The organism is Sphingobium sp. SA2 (assembly GCF_032227065.1).
Classification (GTDB): domain Bacteria; phylum Pseudomonadota; class Alphaproteobacteria; order Sphingomonadales; family Sphingomonadaceae; genus Sphingobium.
Genome location: NZ_JAPMXX010000006.1, coordinates 719,849 through 737,391, shown reverse-complemented (window position 1 = coordinate 737,391; position 17,543 = coordinate 719,849). Strand labels below are relative to the sequence as shown.

The following is a 17,543-nucleotide window of genomic DNA, read 5'->3' as shown; positions in this document are numbered from 1 at the left end:
AAGGCGAAAGGTGGCGCTAGAGACGCGCCGCCTTTCGCAAGGCCTCGTTGATGCGCGCTTGCCAGCCGGGACCGCCCGCCTTGAAGCTGGCGATCACATCGGGGTCGAGCCGCAGCGACACATGCTGCTTGGTTTGTTCAAGTTTGGGGCGTCCGCGACGCACCAGCGTCTGGCCCACATAGGCATCTGCGCCATCGGCCCAGTCCTGGTTCAGCTTTGGGGCATCATCGGGATCGATCCAGTTCCCGCCAGTAGATTTCTCGTTCGTCATCATCTGCTATCCTCATCGAAATGACGCGAATGGCGTCACCCCTGGGTGTCCAGACACATATGACCGGCCGTTCATCCAACAGGCCGAGCATGATATAGCGGACCTCGCCATAATCTTTCCGATCGTCGGTTCGGATCAGGTGGAACCTGTCGAACATCGTAACGATGGATTCGAAATCCAGACCGCGCGCATCGAGAGTTTTTTGTCGCTTGGACGGATCATACTCGATGCGCATGGCATATTTCCCTCCGACTACGGCGCTGCCACGTATATTTAATGTAGCACAATAATAGCGAGCCGCAATATTTAATGGAACATCAAAGCTACCCGGCGCTGAGGCTGTGCTTCTTCATGCAGTGGCGCAGTTGGTCGTAGGTGAGGCCTAGGCCCTTGGCGGTGGCGCGTTGGTTGAAGCGGTAGCGGTCGAGGGCGGCGGTGATGATCGCGGATTCATAGGCGTCGACTGCGGCGCGCAGGTCGCAAATATCGTCGACCGCCGCGGCGGCGGCCTTGGCGGTCGGCGCGGGCGGGTCGCAGGGGTCGGCGGCGCGGGGCATGAGCGGCTTGGGCTTCCAGGGAGAGGCGAAGGGATCGAAGGTGATGCGGCTGATCGGGCGGGTCGGCGCGTCCCAGCGATAGACGGCGCGCTCGATCACGTTGCGTAATTCGCGGACATTGCCGGGCCAGGCATAGGCTTCGAGTTCCGCCAGCGTCGCCGCATCGAAGCCGGGCCATTGCGGCCAGGCGAGTTCGGCGGCCATGCGCCGCCCGAAATGATCGACCAGCACCGGCACATCGCCCTCGCGCGCGCGCAGCGGCGGCAGGGTGATGACTTCGAAGCTCAACCGGTCGAGCAGATCGGGGCGGAAGCGCCCGGCATCGGCGGCGGTGGGCAGATCGTCATTGGTCGCTGCGACGATGCGGACATCGACGCGCAGCGGTTTTGATGCGCCGATGCGGGTGACTTCGCCATATTCGACGACGCGCAACAGCCGTTCCTGCGCCGCCATCGACAGGGTGCCGAGTTCATCAAGGAACAGCGTGCCGCCATCGGCTTCCTCGAACCGACCGGGCCGCGCGCGGTTGGCGCCAGTGAAGGCGCCCTGTTCATGGCCGAACAATTCAGCTTCGATCAGGGTTTCGGGCAGCGCGGCGCAGTTCATGACGATCAACGGTTCGCCCCAGCGCGGGGAGAGGTGATGCAGCCGCTCGGCGATCAGCTCCTTGCCGGTCCCGCGCTCGCCGATCACCAGCACCGGGCGGTTGAGTTCGGCCGCGCGCCCCGCCAGTTCGACGGCGTCGAGAAAGGCCAATGACTGGCCGACAAAATGGGTCGTTTTCTCCATACACCAACTTATGGTGAAATTTCCCACCTTGTCGCAAGCGAAATTCCGCACTCAGCCGAAACGAAAGGACAAAAATGGCGAAAATCCGCGCCATGCGGCAAATTGGCACGGCCCCTGCAAAGCTATGGGCAATCCGCAGATAATCGCGGAAATCGATGAAGGCCAAGATTCAGGGAGTGACTAAAATGGAAGACAACAGCAACAGCGTTCGCGAAATCGGCCAACTGATGTCGGTCGCCGTTGCCGCCCTGCTGGTAGGATCGACCCTGATCCTGGCAGCCGTCGGCCCGGCCCGCGCCAGCGAAACCCCGATCCTCGCCAGCGAAACCCACAATCCGGCGACCCTGCGCTATCTGGCATAAGGGTCGCCCGGTCGTTTCAAGAAAATAGCCAAGACCAGGAGTGACGTTAAAATGGGTATTTTTTCCCGCACCCGCGACATCATCGCCGCCAATGTGACCGACCTGCTCGACAAGGCGGAAGATCCGGCGAAGATGATCCGCATGATCATCCTCGAAATGGAGGAAACCCTGGTCGAAGTGCGCGCGTCCGCCGCCCGCACCATCGCCGACCAGAAGGAAATGCGCCGCCACATCGCCAAGCTGACCGCGTTGCAGGACAGCTGGACCGAAAAGGCGCAACTTGCGCTTTCCAAGGATCGCGAAGACCTGGCCAAAGCGGCGCTTGTCGAACGGCAGAAGGCGACCGACATGGCCGAGCATCTGACCCATGAGATCGAGACGCTGGACGAAGCGCTGCGCGCCGCCGAAGAGGATATCGCCAAGCTGCAGGCCAAGCTGCGCGAAGCCCGCGTGCGCCAGAACAGCCTGGTCACCCGGATGCAGAGCGCCGAAAACCGCCTGCGCGTCCGCGAAGCCTATGCCGGCGAGAAGGTCAACGAGGCGTTTGCGCGTTTCGACCTGCTGGAACGCCGGGTCGATATGGCCGAAGGCCGCGCCGACGCGATGGACCTGGGCAGCGCCCCCAAGACGCTGGAAGAAGAGATTGCCGAGTTGCGCTCCGCCGACAAGGTGGATGCCGACCTCGCCGCGCTCAAGGCCAGCATGAACAAGGGGGACTGATCCGATGGAAGAGATTTTTCTGCCCATCATCGTCTGCGGCATGTTGTTCATCGGCATGCCGTGGCTGATCTTCCACTATGTCACCAAGTGGAAGCAGGCCCCCAAGATCACCGACGAGGATGAGAAGCTGCTGGATGAACTCCACCTTCTCGCCCGTCGGATGGAAGAGCGGCTGCAGACGGTCGAACGGATCGTCGCCGCCGACAACCCCGATTTCCGCCCGCATCGTCCGCAGGAGCCGGGCGAATTCACCTTCGACCGGAGAAACTGACATGACCGCCCGCCGCACCAAATTCTACCTCAACAAGGCCGACGGCAAATGGATGGGCGTCTGCTCCGGCATTGCCGACTATAGCGGGATCGACGTCGTGTGGGTTCGCGTCGGCGCGGTGCTGGTGACGCTGATGGGGGCCTTCCCCTGGACGCTGATCGCCTATTTCGCCGCCGCCTATTTCGCCGACAACAAGCCATCGGGCCTCTATGCCGATCGCGATGACGAGAAATTCTGGCAAGGCGTGCGGACCAATCCGACCCGCTCCACCCGCGATGTGCGGTCCAAGTTCCGCGATATCGATCGCCGCCTCGCCGACATCGAAATCTACTATACCAGCCGCAATACGCGCCTGGCCGATGAAATCGATCGTCTGCGCTAAGCAGCCTGGGGCAAAACAGGGAGACTAATCATGAATGTCGGTGGACCTTTCTTTGTTCTGGCGATCATCGCGATGTCGACTTTGGGCTGGATGTTCACCACCTGGGTCCGTGCCCGGCACGGCTATCCGGTGGAAAATGAATGGACCGGCACCGTTGATCGAACGGACGCCGCCGCTGGTCGAAAAATCGACCTTCTGTCGCGCGAAAACGAAAAGCTGGTGGGCAAGATCAGCCGCCTGGAGGAACGCATCGCCGTGCTGGAGCGGATCGCCACCGATCCCGCCACCCGCACCGCGCGCGACATCGAGGCGCTGCGCTGAGGCGCAGCTGGCAAGGGAGTAGAGACGATGTTTCCATTTGAAGATTTTGCGCAAGTCGGAATGATCCTGGGCGCGCTTGCTATTGGCGGCTGGATATTCACGACCTGGTTGCGGGTGAAAAATGGCTACCCGCTGGAAAATAGCTGGGGCAAACCGATCTATCCGCAGAAAAACGAGGAAATGGTCGAGCGCATCAAATTGCTGAGCCAAGAAAATGCCCAGCTGCGCGCCGAGATCGGGTCGATGAAGGACCGGCTGGCCGTGGTCGAGCGGATCGTCACCGACGAAAGCCACCAGCTGACTCGCGAGATCGAACAGCTGCGCGGCGTCGCCAACTGATCCCGGCATAAGAACAGGGAGTTAAGGGAATGGGACCGTTTGAAATGGTCGTCGCCATCGTCGCGATCACCGCCATCGCCAGTGTGATCCGTGCGCGCTACGGCGTGGTCCGGCACGACAAGGGCGAAACGCTGGTCGCACGCGGGCCGGACCCCGACACCGATAGGCTGCGCGCCGAGGTGAAGGGGCTGAAAGAGCGGGTCGCCGTGCTGGAACGGCTGGCGACCGATGGTTCCACCGCGCTGGAGCGGGAATTCGAAAAGCTGCGGGACCGCGACTAAGCGCGGTTCGCTTCGACAGGGAGGCACATATGCAGGACCCCTATCTTTATCTGGCCATGGCGCTCACCACCCTGGCGGGCGTGGCGATCATCGCGGTGGCGGCCTTGCGCGGCTGGGACGGCTGGCTGGCGCTCAAGCGCGCCGAACTGAACCGCCGCGCCGACGACGCCGCCCCGCCCTCGGCGGTCGCGCGGATCGAAGTCGCCGACCTCAAGGAACGCATCCGCAAGCTGGAGGCGATCGCGGCGGGCGTTGATTTGTGAGGACATGCCGCCACCCGCTGGCGATTGACAGGAACAGGTGGCGGTCCTAGCGCGGCGGCATCATGGCCAGCATCATCGCGACTGAAGACAGCCGTTTCGGCCTGCGCCGCCAGGTCCGCCTGACCGGACCGCTCAACCTGTCGAGCGGGGCGACGCTGGGGCCGGTCGATATCGCCTATGAAACCTATGGGCAGTTGGATGCCGACGGGTCCAACGCCATCCTGATCTGCCATGCGCTGACCGGCGACCAATATGTTGCGTCGGAGCATCCGGGCACGGGCAAGCTCGGCTGGTGGTGGCGGATGGTGGGCGAGGGCAAGCCGGTCGACCCGGCGCGCCATTTCATCGTCTGCGCCAATGTCATCGGCAGCTGCATGGGGTCGAGCGGCCCGGCCAGTATCGATCCTGTGACGGGCGACCCCTATGCGATGCGCTTTCCGGTGCTGACCATCGCCGACATGGTGCGGGCGCAGGCGTTGCTGCTCGACCATCTGGGCGTTGCGCGGCTGTCGGCGGTGATCGGCGGGTCGATGGGGGGCATGCAGGCGCTGACCTGGCCGACCCTGTTCCCCGACCGGGTCGAAAGCTGCGTCGTCATTGCCTCGACCGCACGGCACAGCGCACAGAATATCGCCTTTCATGAAGTCGGGCGCCAGGCGATCATGGCCGATCCGCAATGGCGTGGCGGCGACTATTATGCCGATGGGGGGGTGCCGAGCGCGGGCCTCGCCGTCGCGCGGATGGCGGCGCATATCACCTATTTGTCCGAAGCCGGGCTGACCGAGAAATTCGGGCGGCGCTTGCAGGGGCGGGACGCCAAGACCTTCGGCTTCGACGCGGATTTCCAGGTGGAAAGCTATTTGCGGCATCAGGGATTGAGTTTCGTCGATCGGTTCGACGCCAACTCCTATCTCTACATCACCCGCGCCATGGACTATTATGACATTGCCGAGGATCATGGCGGGTCGCTGGCCCACGCCTTTACCGCGAGCAAGGCGCGCTTCTGTCTCGTCAGCTTCGATACCGACTGGCTCTATCCCACCACAGAATCGCGGATCATCGTCCATGCGCTGAACGCGAGCGGCGCGCAGGCGAGTTTCGTAGAACTGTCCAGCCCGTTCGGTCATGACGCCTTCCTGCTCGAATGCCCCGAACTCAACCGGGTGGTCGATGGCTTCCTGAAGGGCGGGCGGGCATGAGCGCGGCGTTACGTCCCGACCTGGCGCTGATCGCGCGGACGGTGCGGCAGGGCGCGCGGGTGCTGGACGTGGGTTGTGGCGAAGGTGCGCTGATGGCAGCGCTGCGCGACAATGCCGGGGTCGATGCGCGCGGGCTGGAGATCGATGGATCGAACGTCGCGGCGGCGGTGGCGCGCGGCCTGTCGGTGGTGCAGGGGGATGCGGACACGGACCTGCGTTACTATCCCGACGCCAGTTTCGACTATGCGATATTGAGCCAGACGCTCCAGACGACCCGGCGGCCCGACCTGGTGGTGGAGGAATTGCTGCGCATCGGCGGGCAGGCCTTCGTGTCCTTCCCCAATTTCGCCCATTGGCGCGGGCGGCTGTCGCTTATGTGGGGCGGGCGGATGCCGGTCACGCGGCTGTTGCCTGATACCTGGTATGACACGCTCAACATCCACCATGTCACCGTCGATGATTTCCGCGCCCTGGTGAAGGAGCGCGGCTGGACCATCGACGGACAATGGTTTTTGAAGGGCGACCGCGAAACCACCCACGCGAACGCCAATCTGTTCGCGGAACATGCAGTGTTTTTGCTGCGCAAATAGCGCCGATCAGTCGGTTTCGGCGGCGAGATAGACGCGGTTGCGGCCATGTTCCTTGGCCAGATAGAGCGCGCGGTCGGCAGCCTTGAGCGCAGCGCGGGCGTCTTCATAGGCCAGAACATTGGCGACCCCGGCCGAAAAGCTGACCCGATCCATCCGCTCGCCAGTGGCGCGGTTGACGAGGCTGCGGTTGGCCAGATCCTCGCGCACGCCGTCCACCACTTCGCCCGCTTCGCCCGGCCCCTTGCCGCGGAACAGCATCACGAACTCCTCGCCACCATGGCGGGCGACATGGCAGCGGTCGTTGGACGCCTTGGCCAGCAGGCCGGCCACGAATTTCAACACCCGGTCGCCCGTGTCATGGCCGTGGGTGTCGTTGACATGCTTGAAATGGTCGATGTCGCAAAAGGCGACCGAGAGCTGTTCGCCCTGCGCCTGCGCCAGCGCCACTTCCTCGCGCAGAACCGTTTCGAACGCGCGGCGGTTGGGCAGGCCGGTCAGATGGTCATGCTCGGCGGCGCGGCGGGCGGTTTCTAGGCTGGATTTGAGCGCCTTGGTCTGCTTCTGATTTTCGCGCAGCTGGGTTTCGACGAGGCGGGTCTTTTCGACCATGGATCGGGTGAGGCCGACGAGGCGCGCCAGCACCGGCTCGCTATCGCCGCCTTCGACCAGATCCTTGGCCTGTTCCTGCAGCGCCGCGCCATAATCCTTCGCCGAATTGCGCGATTCATGCATCAGGCCGGTGAACTGGATCAGATTTTCCTCGACCTTGTCGAGCATGGTCGCCAGCGAATCGGGGGTGACTTCATCGGCGCGCTGTTCAGCGGCGACCGATTCGACCCAGCCATTGGTGATCTTGCCCCGTTCCATCAGCACCGCGCGGATCGCCTTTTCCACGCCGATATTCGCGCCGGTCAGATAATCCAGCGCGACGCTGAAATTGATGGGCGTGAGGTCGAGGTCATGGGCAAAGAGAAAATCGCCAATATCTTCATAGAGCTGACGGCGGCGGTTAATCTCGCGGCTGGATGAGGATCCGGCGCGGGGGCGGGTTTCGGTGTCCGTACTCTCTTCCTCCTCCGCCTTGCCCGACAGACCCTTGGCCCAGCGCGTCAGCCGATCGGTCAGCCCATGTTGCGAGCCTGCGGAAGAAGAAGATGCCCCGGTCATGACCCTCATAACGGCACAGGTGGAACAGGGTTAAGAGCATAGCGGGAAAGAATCGATCCGTCTCCCTTTCCCGGTCGCGCGGGTGGTCAGATGTCGGCGGCGACCAGCCAGTCGCGGAAGATGCGGACGGCCCGCGTCTGGAGGGCGCGGGGGCGGCAGACGAAGAAGTAGCGATAGGGGCTGTCGACATGCGTGTCGGGGAAGAGCCGCACCAGCCGGGTGTCGCCCGACTGGTTGAAATGGCTGGCGTGCATGACGGCCACGCCCAGCCCCTGCGCCGCGGCCTCCAGCATCAACTGGCCCGAATCATAATTGTCGATCGCCAGCGGTTGCAGGTCGGGCAGGCCGACCGCTTCCTTCCAGGCGTCGAAGGATTGGGCCATGTCGCGGTGGATGAGGACGGTATGGTTCGCCAGCTCCTGCGGCGCGGTCAGCGCATGGGGCGCTTCGAGCAGTTCGCGCCGCCCGATCAGATAGACTTCGTCATGGTCCAGCTCATGCGCATAGAGCGCCGGATCGATATCCTTGGCCAGCAGCACGATCGCCGCGTCCAGCCCTTCGCCCAGCCGCGCCACCGCATGGGGCGTCGTTTCGATGTCGATATGCAGCTGGGGGTGGAGCGCGCGCAGGGCACCAAGATGCGGGAAAAGGCGCTGGGTCGCGAACAGCGGCAGCACCGCCAGCCGCAACCGCAACTGGTTGCCGCCGCTCTGGATATTTTCCAGCGCTTGCGCCAGCGAATCGAGGGCGGGCGCGATGTCGTCGAGCAGCCTTTGCCCCTCGGCATTGATTTCCAGCGCCTGATGCTTGCGGTCGAACAGGGGGCGGCCGATGACCCGTTCCAGCGCCTGAACCCGGCGGCTGAGCGCAGGAGTCGAGAGCGCAAGCTCTTCCGCCGCCGCCTTGACCGAGCCGAGGCGTGCGACCTGCACAAAGGCCTCCAGGGCCGTAAGGGGCGGCAATCTCCGCATGATCTTTCACTATTCCATCGCCGGTGCGCTGCGCCGCGTCATCGCCTGTTATCGAGTGGGCAGCTTCCGGTCTCAAGCATCCTCGCCCTACAGAGCAGGAAAATCAGGCGAATGGCAAGATGCATTTTTTGCAACCGGAACTTTTGCGTTCGCACTTGCAATATCGCGTTTACCGCTACATATAGAGCAGGCCTTTCAGGCATCCTCTCCTAAAACTTTACGGGCTGGCCCTTGTGGCCGGCCCTTTTTTTATGCTCGGCGCGTGGCACATGGCCCCCTTTTCGCGGCGGCCGACGTTTCCTATCTCGTTACGGAACAAGAAGGACGGGGTGCCCGATGGCCGATGAGGAAATGACTGGACGCCGCATCCAGGTCGCCAATGCGCGGCCCGAAGATGCAGGGCGCGGGCTTGCGCGGCTGCCCTTGACGGTGATGGCCGAATTACAGCTGAGCGAAGGCGATGTGATCGAGATCGTCGGCAAGCGATCGACGCCTGCGCGCGTGGTGCGTCCGTACAAGGAGGATGAAGGGTTGGACGTGCTGCGCCTCGATGGCTTGCAGCGCGCCAATGCCGGGGCCGGGTCGGGTGATTTCGTCCATATCGAGAAGGTGGAGCCGCGCCCGGCGCAGCGGGTCGTGTTCGCGCCTGCACAAAATAATTTACGGCTGCAGGGCCATCCCGAAGCGTTGAAGCGGGTATTCTTTCAGCGGCCGTTGACCGCGGGCGATGTCGTCGCAACCGCCGGGCAGCAGCAGGTGCCGACCGGTGACATGCCGCCGCAATTGCGCCAGATGCTGGCCGCGCCCGCCTATGCCTTGCAGGAAATCCGGCTGGTCGTGGTGTCGACCGTACCCAAGGGCGTGGTGCAGATCGACGCGGAAACCGAAGTCGAGCTGCGCCCCGAATATGAGGAGCCCAAGGAAGCGCGGCGTGCCGACGTGACCTATGACGATGTCGGCGGCATGGCCGATACGATCGACCAGTTGCGCGAGATGGTCGAACTGCCGCTGCGCTACCCCGAACTGTTCCAGCGGCTGGGCGTCGATCCGCCGCGCGGCGTGCTGCTCCATGGCCCGCCGGGCACTGGCAAGACGCGGCTGGCCCGCGCCGTCGCCAACGAATCGGAAGCCGAATTCTTCCTGATCAACGGGCCGGAGATCATGGGGTCGGCCTATGGCGAATCCGAAAAACAGTTGCGCGAGATATTCGAGGCGGCGGCCAAGGCTGCCCCCTCGATCCTGTTCATTGACGAGATTGATTCGATCGCGCCCAAGCGGGGACAGGTGACCGGCGAAACCGAAAAGCGGTTGGTCGCACAATTGCTGACGCTGATGGACGGGCTGGAGCCGCGCACCAATCTGGTGGTGATCGCTGCGACCAACCGCCCGGAGGCGATTGACGAGGCGCTGCGGCGACCCGGCCGCTTCGACCGCGAGATCGTGGTCGGCGTGCCCGACGAGCGCGGGCGGCGCGAGATATTGGGCATCCACACGCGCGGCATGCCGCTGGGCGACAAGGTGGACCTGTCCGAACTGGCGCGCATGACCTATGGCTTTGTCGGCGCGGACATGGCGGCGCTGACCCGCGAGGCGGCGATCGAGACGGTGCGCCGTTTCATGCCGCGCCTCAACCTGGAGGACGGGACGATCCCGGCCGATGTCCTGGAAGAATTGTGCGTCACGCGCGAGGATTTCATGTCGGCGATCAAGCGGGTGCAGCCATCGGCCATGCGCGAGGTGATGGTGCAGGCACCCAATATCGGTTGGTCCGACATTGGCGGGCTGGACGATGCGCAGATGCGCTTGAAGGAAGGGGTCGAGCTGCCGCTCAAAAATCCCGACGCCTTCCGCCGGATCGGCATCCGCCCGGCCAAGGGCTTCCTGCTCTACGGCCCGCCCGGCACCGGCAAGACGCTGCTGGCCAAGGCGGTGGCGCGTGAGGCGCAGGCGAACTTCATCGCCACCAAATCGAGCGACCTCTTGTCCAAATGGTATGGCGAAAGCGAGCAGCAGATCGCCCGGCTGTTCGCCCGCGCGCGGCAAGTGGCCCCGACGGTCATCTTCATCGACGAACTGGACAGTTTGGTCCCCGCGCGTGGCGGCGGGCTTGGCGAACCGGCAGTGACGGAGCGGGTGGTCAATACCATTCTCGCCGAGATGGACGGGCTGGAGGAATTGCAGTCGGTGGTGGTGATCGGCGCGACCAATCGACCGACGCTGGTGGACCCGGCGTTGCTGCGGCCCGGCCGGTTCGACGAGTTGATCTATGTCCCCGTGCCGGACGAGGCCGGGCGGGCGCGCATCCTGTCGATCCATACGGGCAAGATGCCGCTGGCTGAGGATGTCGACCTCGCCTCGCTCGCGGCGCGGACGCAGCGCTTTACCGGCGCGGATCTGGAGGATCTGTCGCGGCGGGCGGGCCTGTTCGCGCTGCGCCAGTCGATGACGGTCGAGAAGGTCACGATGGCCCATTTCGAGGCAGCGCTGCTGGAAACCCGCGCGTCGGTGACGCCCGACATGGAGCGGGAATATGAGCAGATCCAGGCGACGTTGAAGCAGAGCGCGATGCAGATCGATCCGATCGGCTTCGTGTCACCGGGCATGGTGCGCGGGCGCGACCGGGCCTGATCGAGCCTCACCGCTAGGGTGACGCGCAGGCGGCGGGGAAACCAATCGCCGCCTGCGCGTTCCTGCTCGATGCGCGCAATGCGGCTTGCAAGGCTTGCCGATTTTTGCGACGCCCGACCGTAATGACAAACAGGCGGATATTGATGGCCTCCATTCCCTTGAAAAAGAACGACAATCGCGCTCGCAAGGGCGCGTTCCTGAGCCAATGGAGGCTGTTTTTCCGGCAGTTCGTCAAGCATCCCGGCATGATCGGGTCGATCATCCCCTCGTCCGCGACGCTGGTGAAGCGCATGCTCGACCCCGTCGATTGGCAGCGCACGCGCCTGTTCGTGGAATATGGCCCAGGCGTCGGCACCTTCACACAAGCGATCCTCGACCGGATGCACCCGGATGCCACGCTGTTGGCGATCGACCTCAATGTCGATTTCGTTGCCTATCTAGAGGCGCAGATCGATGATCCCCGGCTGCGGGTCGTGCATGGATCGGCGGCCGACGTGCGCCGCTTCATTCGGGAAGCGGGCCATGTTCAGGCCGACTATATCTTGTCCGGCATCCCCTTTTCCACCCTACCCGACGGCGTGGGCGAGGGCATTGCGGCGGAGACGCTTGGCGCGCTGCGGCCCGGCGGGGCCTTCCTCGTCTATCAATATTCGCGCTTCGTGCGCCGCCTGATCGACCCCCTGTTCGGACAGGTGCGCGACGAGTTGGAATGGCGCAACATTCCGCCCTGCCGTTTGTTTTGCGCGGTGAAGGATGAGGGGCTGGCCAAGGCCGCCTGACGCCGGTCCTATCGCCTTCGCAACGGTCGGCTTTCATGCTAAGCCGCCGCGCATCCGAATGGCGAGAGTGATGATGAACGACCTGACCCAGACCCCCGAAATGCTGATCGCGACGATGGGCGCGCGCGCGCGCCGCGCCGCCGCCACGATCGCGCAGGCGAGCGACGCGCAAAAGGCCGACGCGCTGCGCCGCGCGGCCCAGGCGTTGCGGGATCAGGCACCGGCGATCATCGCCGCCAATGCGCGCGATATGGACAATGCGGTGGCGAACGGCCTGTCGCCTGCGCTACTCGACCGGTTGCGGCTGGACGAGGGGCGGGTCGCGGCGACGGCGGCGGGCGTGGAGCAGGTCGCGGGCCTGCCCAATCCGCTGGGCAGCGTGATCGACCAGAGCGTGCGCCCCAATGGGCTGGACCTGCGCCGGGTACGGGTGCCGTTGGGCGTGATCGGCATCATCTATGAAAGCCGCCCCAATGTGACCGCCGACGCGGCAGCGCTCTGCCTGCGCGCGGGCAATGCGGTGATCCTGCGCGGCGGCAGCGAGGCGAAGGAGAGCAACCGCGCGATCCACGCCGCCATCGTCGAGGGGATCGTCGCGGCAGGCCTGCCCGCCGATGTCGTGCAACTGGTGCCCACGACCGATCGCGCGGCGGTCGGCGCGCTGCTCAAGGCGGCGGAGTTCGTCGACCTGATCGTTCCGCGCGGCGGCAAGAGCCTGGTCGCGCGCGTGCAGGACGAAGCGCGCGTGCCGGTGCTGGCCCATCTCGACGGGATCAACCATAGCTATGTCGATGGCGCGGCGGACCCGGCGATGGCGCAGCAATTGGTGGTCAATGCCAAGATGCGCCGCACCGGCATTTGCGGCGCAACCGAAACGGTGCTGATCGACAGCGCCTATGCTTATGCGCCCGCGCTGGTTAGGGCGTTGCTCGATGCGCAATGCGAAGTGCGCGGCGACGAAGCGGTGCAGGCGATGGACGCGCGGGTGAAGCCCGCCGACGAGGCCGATTGGGACACCGAATATCTCGACGCGATCGTGTCGATCCGGCTGGTCGATGGCGTGGAGGAAGCGATCGCCCATATCGCCGCCCATGCCAGCCACCATACCGACGCGATCATCACCGACGATGCCGCCACCGCCGAGCGCTTCCTCAACGCGGTGGATAGCGCCATCGTGATGTGGAACGCCTCGACCCAGTTCGCCGATGGCGGCGAATTCGGGCTGGGCGCGGAAATCGGCATTTCCACCGGACGACTGCACGCCCGCGGCCCGGTCGCGCTGGAGGGGCTGACGACGTACAAGTGGATCGTGCGGGGGACGGGGCAGGTTCGGCCGTGACCGCATAAAGGGCGACCGCCACACCTCTCCCGCCTTCGCGGGAGAGGCTACGAAGACTTGGCAGCTTGCTGCCTAAGTCGCAGTCGGTGAGGGTCTTTCCTGCTGCGTTAGACAGACCCTCACCCTCCCACGCCTTCGGCGCGGGCCCCTCCCTCTCCCGCGAAGGCGGGAGAGGGCGAGGTTGCGTCTAGGCCTTACCCCTTCACCACTTCGTCGATGGCTTTCAGCTTCGCCAGCATCGGCGCGACCCAGTCTAGCGGGAGCATGACCGGGCCGTCGGAAGGGGCGTTGTCGGGGTCTTGATGGGCTTCGGCGAAGATCGCCGCGACGCCGGCCGCGATCGCGCTGCGGGCGAGGAGCGGCGCATATTCGCGCTGGCCGCCGGATGCGGAGCCCAGGCCGCCCGGCTGCTGCACCGAATGGGTGGCATCGAACACGACCGGATAGCCGGTCTGCGCCATGACGGGCAAAGCGCGCATGTCGCTGACCAAAGTGTTGTAGCCGAAACTCGCGCCGCGTTCGGTCAGCAATATGCGGTCATTGCCAGTCGAGGCGACTTTCTGCGCGACGGCCGCCATGTCCCAGGGGGCCATGAACTGCCCCTTCTTGACGTTGATGACAGCGCCGGTGCGTCCGGCGGCGAGCAGCAAGTCGGTCTGGCGGCAGAGGAACGCCGGGATCTGGAGGATGTCGACCGCCTGGGCGGCGGCCGCCACCTGGCCCGCATCATGGACGTCGGTCAGCACCGGGCAGCCGAGCGTCGCCTTGACCTCCGCGAGGATGGTGAGGCCTGCGTCGATGCCGACGCCGCGCTGGCCCGATACCGATGTCCGGTTCGCCTTGTCGAAACTGCTCTTGAAGATGAAGGGCACGCCCGCTTGCCGCGCGATCTGCGCCAGCGCGTCGGCCATGAACAGCGCATGGTCGCGGCTTTCGATCTGGCAGGGGCCGGAGATGAGGACGAAGGGCAGGTCGTTGCCGAAGGTGACGGAACCGACAGAGATATGGTTTGGGCTGGTCATGGCGCTCATTTGGGCGCTTTGGCGAAGCGGCGCAACAATTGCCCGCGCCACAGGCCTTTGCCCGGATGATAGTTCCAGCAGAACCAGCCAAAGGCGAGGCAGGCGATGAGGGACGGCAAGGCCATCGGATCGCCCTGTCCTTTCATATGGCGGTAAAAAGCCATGTCGGCGCGCCAGCGGTCCCGCTCGCTGCCGCCGCCATTGATGCCATAGGCATTGTCATGTTTCCTACAGCCGATGTTTCGGTTGTATTTGCGATGGTCTATGAAATAGCAATAGTCGCGTTCGGGTGTGCTCATGCCCCGATTAGGGCTGGGTCAGTGCAAAAGTTCAAGCGTAAAGTCTTCTACCTCGGCGGTTTCGATCCGCGCGGCGTGCGTTTCTATCATCAGCTCTACCGCGAACAGGCGGCGCGCTATCATAGACTGACGGGGGAGGATGTGACCGTCGGCGCGCGGCGCGCCGGGCCGGACGGGTCGCTGGTGTCGGTGCAATGGGATGTCGCCAATGAACAGGCGGGCGTCGCGGTCGATTATGAATATCTGCGCTGGGAAGATCTGATCGCGAAGGTGTGGATCCGCAATCCGCTGCCGCTCGCGCTGCGCGCGGCGCGGGCTTATTTGGGTCATGCGCGCTTCATGCAGTTCGGGCGGATGCGCAAGCTGCGCTCCGGGCCGGTCATCACCATCCTCTATCCGCCGCTGTTCGCGGTGCTGATCCCGCTGTTGCTGGCCTTGGTGCCTGCGCTGGCGCTATCGTTATTGCTGCCCTTATGGGTGAGTGCGCTCGTCGGCATCGGCATCAGCGCGCTGCTGTCGGGGCGCTTGCTGGCCAAGCTGGTCGTGCCTTGGCTGCTGCGGTTCATGACCTATCATGGCGCGCTGGCCGCCGAGGGGCCGGGCGCGGAACTGGACGCGCGGCTCGACCAGTTTGCCGCGCGCATCGCGGCGGAACTGGATGGCGACTGGGACGAAGTGCAGATCGTTACGCACAGCGCGGGCACCATATTGGGCATGAGCATATTGCGCCGGGTGTTTACCTTGCGCGGCGGCGCGGCGATGCCCGATCATGCCGTCATGGTGGGTATGGGGCAGGTGGTGCCGGTCGTCGGGCTGCGGCGCGACGCGCGCTGGTATCATGATGATCTGGCGGCGCTGGCGGACAAGGCGTTCCGCTATGTCGATATCTCCTCGCCGCCCGATGGCGCGGCCTATTATAACGTCAATCCGCTGCGCCTTGTCGCGGATCAATATGCCGCGCGGGTGGACATGCTATCGCCGCGCTTCCATCTCTTCTATCAGCCGGACAATTATCATGGCGGCTGGTCGAACAAATATGAGGCGCATTTCGACTATCTGCGCGTGGGCGACCGGCTTTCGCCGCTCGATTTCATCAGCTTGACCGCTGGCCCCCGCACCGTGGACGAAGCCGTCGCCGCCTTCAGGACGATTCCTTGACCGATCTTTTTACGCCCCCGTATCCGCAGCCGCCCCGCACCAAGCGGGGCCTGATCAAGCGGTTCCTGCGTGGCTGGCATAGCTGGATCCATGTGCTGTTCGACAAAAGCTATACGATGAAGATGGGCGAGATCCGCCTGCCCGGCCGGACCATGTATATCGCCAATGAGCTGAGCCTGGTGGACCAGATTTTGCGCGGCGGCACCGCCTATCCCAAACATAGCGAACTGGTCCGCAATCTCGACCCGCTGATCGGCAACAGCGTCTTTTCCGCCAATGGCACAGATTGGGAAAGCCAGCGGGCGATGGTCAATCCCGCCTTTGCCCATACCGCGCTGGGGCGGACCATGCCGTTGATGGTGGCGGCGGCCGACGATCTGGTCGCGCGGCTTGAGGCGGCCGACCGGGGCCAGCCGGTCGATATCGATCCGATGATGACGCATGTCGCGGCCGACATCATCTTTCGCACGCTGTTTTCGCAGGCGCTGGACGCGGCGCGATCGAACATCATCCACACCGCCTTCGGCAAATTCCAGCGGCTGGCGCATAGCGCGTCGATGCTGCGCCTGTACGGCATTCCCGCCGGTTGGTTCGAGACGCGGTCGAAAGGCCCGGCGCGCGCCATCCATGACGTGTTCCGCCCGATCGTGGAGGCGCGTTATGAAGGCTGGCACGCGCGCGGGCAAGCGCCGCATCGCGACATTCTCCAGTCGCTCATTGAGGCGAAACATCCCGACACCGGGGAATCCTTCACCTGCAATCAGGTGATGGAGCAGGTGTCGACCATCTTCCTCGCGGGGCATGAGACATCGGCCAGCACCATGACCTGGGCGCTTTATATGCTCGCCGAATGTCGGCATATTCAGGATCGGGTGCGAGCGGAAATCAGCGCGGTTGCGGGCGACGCGCCGCTGACCGCACCGATGCTCAAGGAGATGGGGCAGCTCCGCAATATCTTCCGCGAGACGCTACGCCTTTATCCGCCCGTCTCCTTCCTGCCGCGCGAAGTCACCTGTCCCATGGATATGCGCGACAAGCATCTGGAGACTGGATCAATGCTGGTCGTCGCGCCGTGGCTGACCCAGCGCAACAAGGATAATTGGGCCTGCCCCCATGCCTTCGACCCCGATCGCTTCGATGATCCGGCCAATGCCGACATGGTGAAACAGGCCTGGTTCCCGTTCGGCCGGGGGCCGCGCGTGTGCGTCGGGGCGGGCTTTGCGCAGCAGGAGGTGATGACGGTGATCGCCACGGTCGTGCGGCGCTTTGCCCTGAGCGTGCCGCCGGGGTTCAAGCCCGAACCGATCAGCCGCCTCACCATTCGGCCAAGGACGGGGATGCCGTTGGTGTTTGGGCGGCTCTGATCTGAGCGTGTTTAAAAATGAAGATGTGTTCCGGGATCAGATAATCCCGGAACACTTGAGTTTTAGAACGGAAAAGCGCCCTGCGCAGGTGGCACATTCGGAAATTTATGCCCTCGCATAATTTCCGAAATGCGACCTTGGTTTACGCCAACCAACGCTGCCACTTGGTGCTGATAAAGCCCGCGGCTTTGCACCAAAAATTTTATGTGTGCAGCTAGTGCAGGTGAAATCGGAGGAGAAGGAGTACGCTTCATACAAATGGCCTTTCTTGCCAAATGCGATGAAACCGGGTTGACCTTGAGTACTCAAAATGCAAGATTCTGAGTGTAGACACTACAAGACAGCCGCGGGTTCATCGCGGTTTAGACCCGGAGCGCGCCAACGCTTCCGGGTCTTTTTGTTTATGACGCGAGTCTTGGATCAGCACAAGAGAAAATGCGCCTTAAAGCAGGCTAGAGAGCTTTTTATGAA

At 63.9% G+C, this 17,543-nt stretch carries 22 protein-coding genes; 15 read left to right on the top strand and 7 right to left on the bottom strand.

The features are described from left to right. Positions 1-16: 16 nt before the first annotated feature. From OVY48_RS11195 to pspF, 3 genes are all read right to left on the bottom strand, one after another. Positions 17-274 carry a BrnA antitoxin family protein gene (locus tag OVY48_RS11195; protein ID WP_313922872.1) on the bottom strand — a complete coding sequence of 86 codons (258 nt, stop codon included), beginning with the start codon at positions 272-274 and terminating at the stop codon, positions 17-19. Continuing rightward, positions 225-506, bottom strand: coding sequence for a BrnT family toxin (locus tag OVY48_RS11190; RefSeq protein ID WP_313922871.1), 282 nt, complete (start codon positions 504-506; stop codon positions 225-227). Before OVY48_RS11190 ends, OVY48_RS11195 begins: the two co-directional genes overlap by 50 nt. A gap of 88 nt (positions 507-594) precedes the next feature. Beyond that, a complete protein-coding gene (pspF, locus tag OVY48_RS11185) occupies positions 595-1,617 on the bottom strand; it encodes a phage shock protein operon transcriptional activator (protein ID WP_313922870.1) in 1,023 nt (340 codons plus the stop codon). A 185-nt stretch (positions 1,618-1,802) separates the two neighbouring features. On the opposite strand from pspF, the gene OVY48_RS11180 reads away from it, so the two are divergent. From OVY48_RS11180 to metW, 10 genes are all read left to right on the top strand, one after another. Next, positions 1,803-1,979, top strand: a complete 177-nt coding sequence (locus OVY48_RS11180; RefSeq protein ID WP_313922869.1) for a hypothetical protein — start codon at positions 1,803-1,805, stop codon at positions 1,977-1,979. Between the two features lie 51 nt (positions 1,980-2,030). Beyond that, positions 2,031-2,699, top strand: coding sequence for a phage shock protein PspA (gene pspA / locus OVY48_RS11175; protein WP_096061295.1), 669 nt, complete (start codon positions 2,031-2,033; stop codon positions 2,697-2,699). 4 nt (positions 2,700-2,703) lie between these two features. Beyond that, positions 2,704-2,970: an envelope stress response membrane protein PspB gene (gene pspB, locus OVY48_RS11170; RefSeq protein WP_037474273.1), complete on the top strand. Its 267-nt coding sequence runs from the start codon at positions 2,704-2,706 to the stop codon at positions 2,968-2,970. A gap of 1 nt (position 2,971) precedes the next feature. Beyond that, positions 2,972-3,352, top strand: a complete 381-nt coding sequence (gene pspC / locus OVY48_RS11165; RefSeq protein WP_037474275.1) for an envelope stress response membrane protein PspC — start codon at positions 2,972-2,974, stop codon at positions 3,350-3,352. Between the two features lie 30 nt (positions 3,353-3,382). Continuing rightward, a complete protein-coding gene (locus OVY48_RS11160) occupies positions 3,383-3,673 on the top strand; it encodes a hypothetical protein (protein ID WP_313922868.1) in 291 nt (96 codons plus the stop codon). 27 nt (positions 3,674-3,700) lie between these two features. Beyond that, positions 3,701-4,012, top strand: coding sequence for a hypothetical protein (locus OVY48_RS11155; protein WP_037474280.1), 312 nt, complete (start codon positions 3,701-3,703; stop codon positions 4,010-4,012). Positions 4,013-4,041: 29 nt separating this feature from the next. Further along, on the top strand, positions 4,042-4,293 hold the full coding sequence (locus OVY48_RS11150; protein WP_313922867.1) for a hypothetical protein: 252 nt from the start codon (positions 4,042-4,044) through the stop codon (positions 4,291-4,293). 29 nt (positions 4,294-4,322) lie between these two features. Then, positions 4,323-4,556 (top strand): hypothetical protein, encoded by a 234-nt coding sequence (locus OVY48_RS11145; RefSeq protein ID WP_313922866.1) that lies wholly within the window; start codon positions 4,323-4,325, stop codon positions 4,554-4,556. Between the two features lie 62 nt (positions 4,557-4,618). Further along, positions 4,619-5,755 carry a homoserine O-acetyltransferase gene (locus tag OVY48_RS11140; RefSeq protein ID WP_313922865.1) on the top strand — a complete coding sequence of 379 codons (1,137 nt, stop codon included), beginning with the start codon at positions 4,619-4,621 and terminating at the stop codon, positions 5,753-5,755. Beyond that, positions 5,752-6,345, top strand: coding sequence for a methionine biosynthesis protein MetW (gene metW, locus OVY48_RS11135; RefSeq protein ID WP_313922864.1), 594 nt, complete (start codon positions 5,752-5,754; stop codon positions 6,343-6,345). The genes OVY48_RS11140 and metW overlap by 4 nt, the downstream gene beginning before the upstream one ends. Positions 6,346-6,351: 6 nt before the next feature. Here metW and OVY48_RS11130 read toward each other — a convergent pair whose 3' ends face one another. Both OVY48_RS11130 and OVY48_RS11125 read right to left on the bottom strand, forming a co-directional pair. After that, the gene (locus OVY48_RS11130; protein ID WP_313922863.1) at positions 6,352-7,512 is read right to left on the bottom strand and encodes a GGDEF domain-containing protein; all 1,161 of its coding nucleotides are present in this window, start codon (positions 7,510-7,512) and stop codon (positions 6,352-6,354) included. A gap of 86 nt (positions 7,513-7,598) precedes the next feature. Continuing rightward, positions 7,599-8,483 (bottom strand): LysR substrate-binding domain-containing protein, encoded by an 885-nt coding sequence (locus OVY48_RS11125; RefSeq protein WP_313922862.1) that lies wholly within the window; start codon positions 8,481-8,483, stop codon positions 7,599-7,601. Positions 8,484-8,819: 336 nt separating this feature from the next. Between OVY48_RS11125 and OVY48_RS11120 the strand changes: the two genes are divergently transcribed. The 3 genes from OVY48_RS11120 to OVY48_RS11110 all read left to right on the top strand — a co-directional run bounded on the left by OVY48_RS11120 (position 8,820) and on the right by OVY48_RS11110 (position 13,229). Next, on the top strand, positions 8,820-11,111 hold the full coding sequence (locus OVY48_RS11120) for a CDC48 family AAA ATPase (protein WP_313922861.1): 2,292 nt from the start codon (positions 8,820-8,822) through the stop codon (positions 11,109-11,111). 143 nt (positions 11,112-11,254) lie between these two features. Next, positions 11,255-11,890, top strand: a complete 636-nt coding sequence (locus OVY48_RS11115; protein WP_313922860.1) for a methyltransferase — start codon at positions 11,255-11,257, stop codon at positions 11,888-11,890. A 73-nt stretch (positions 11,891-11,963) separates the two neighbouring features. Beyond that, positions 11,964-13,229 carry a glutamate-5-semialdehyde dehydrogenase gene (locus OVY48_RS11110; RefSeq protein WP_313924754.1) on the top strand — a complete coding sequence of 422 codons (1,266 nt, stop codon included), beginning with the start codon at positions 11,964-11,966 and terminating at the stop codon, positions 13,227-13,229. 194 nt (positions 13,230-13,423) lie between these two features. Here OVY48_RS11110 and kdsA read toward each other — a convergent pair whose 3' ends face one another. Continuing rightward, complete coding sequence (gene kdsA, locus OVY48_RS11105; protein ID WP_409593156.1) at positions 13,424-14,260, bottom strand: 3-deoxy-8-phosphooctulonate synthase; 837 nt, start codon at positions 14,258-14,260, stop codon at positions 13,424-13,426. Then, positions 14,257-14,550, bottom strand: coding sequence for a hypothetical protein (locus OVY48_RS11100; protein ID WP_037480281.1), 294 nt, complete (start codon positions 14,548-14,550; stop codon positions 14,257-14,259). Before OVY48_RS11100 ends, kdsA begins: the two co-directional genes overlap by 4 nt. A gap of 21 nt (positions 14,551-14,571) precedes the next feature. Between OVY48_RS11100 and OVY48_RS11095 the strand changes: the two genes are divergently transcribed. Beyond that, positions 14,572-15,708, top strand: a complete 1,137-nt coding sequence (locus OVY48_RS11095; RefSeq protein ID WP_313922858.1) for a hypothetical protein — start codon at positions 14,572-14,574, stop codon at positions 15,706-15,708. Next, positions 15,705-17,072, top strand: coding sequence for a cytochrome P450 (locus OVY48_RS11090; RefSeq protein ID WP_313922857.1), 1,368 nt, complete (start codon positions 15,705-15,707; stop codon positions 17,070-17,072). The genes OVY48_RS11095 and OVY48_RS11090 overlap by 4 nt, the downstream gene beginning before the upstream one ends. The last annotated feature ends 471 nt before the right edge of the window (positions 17,073-17,543 follow it).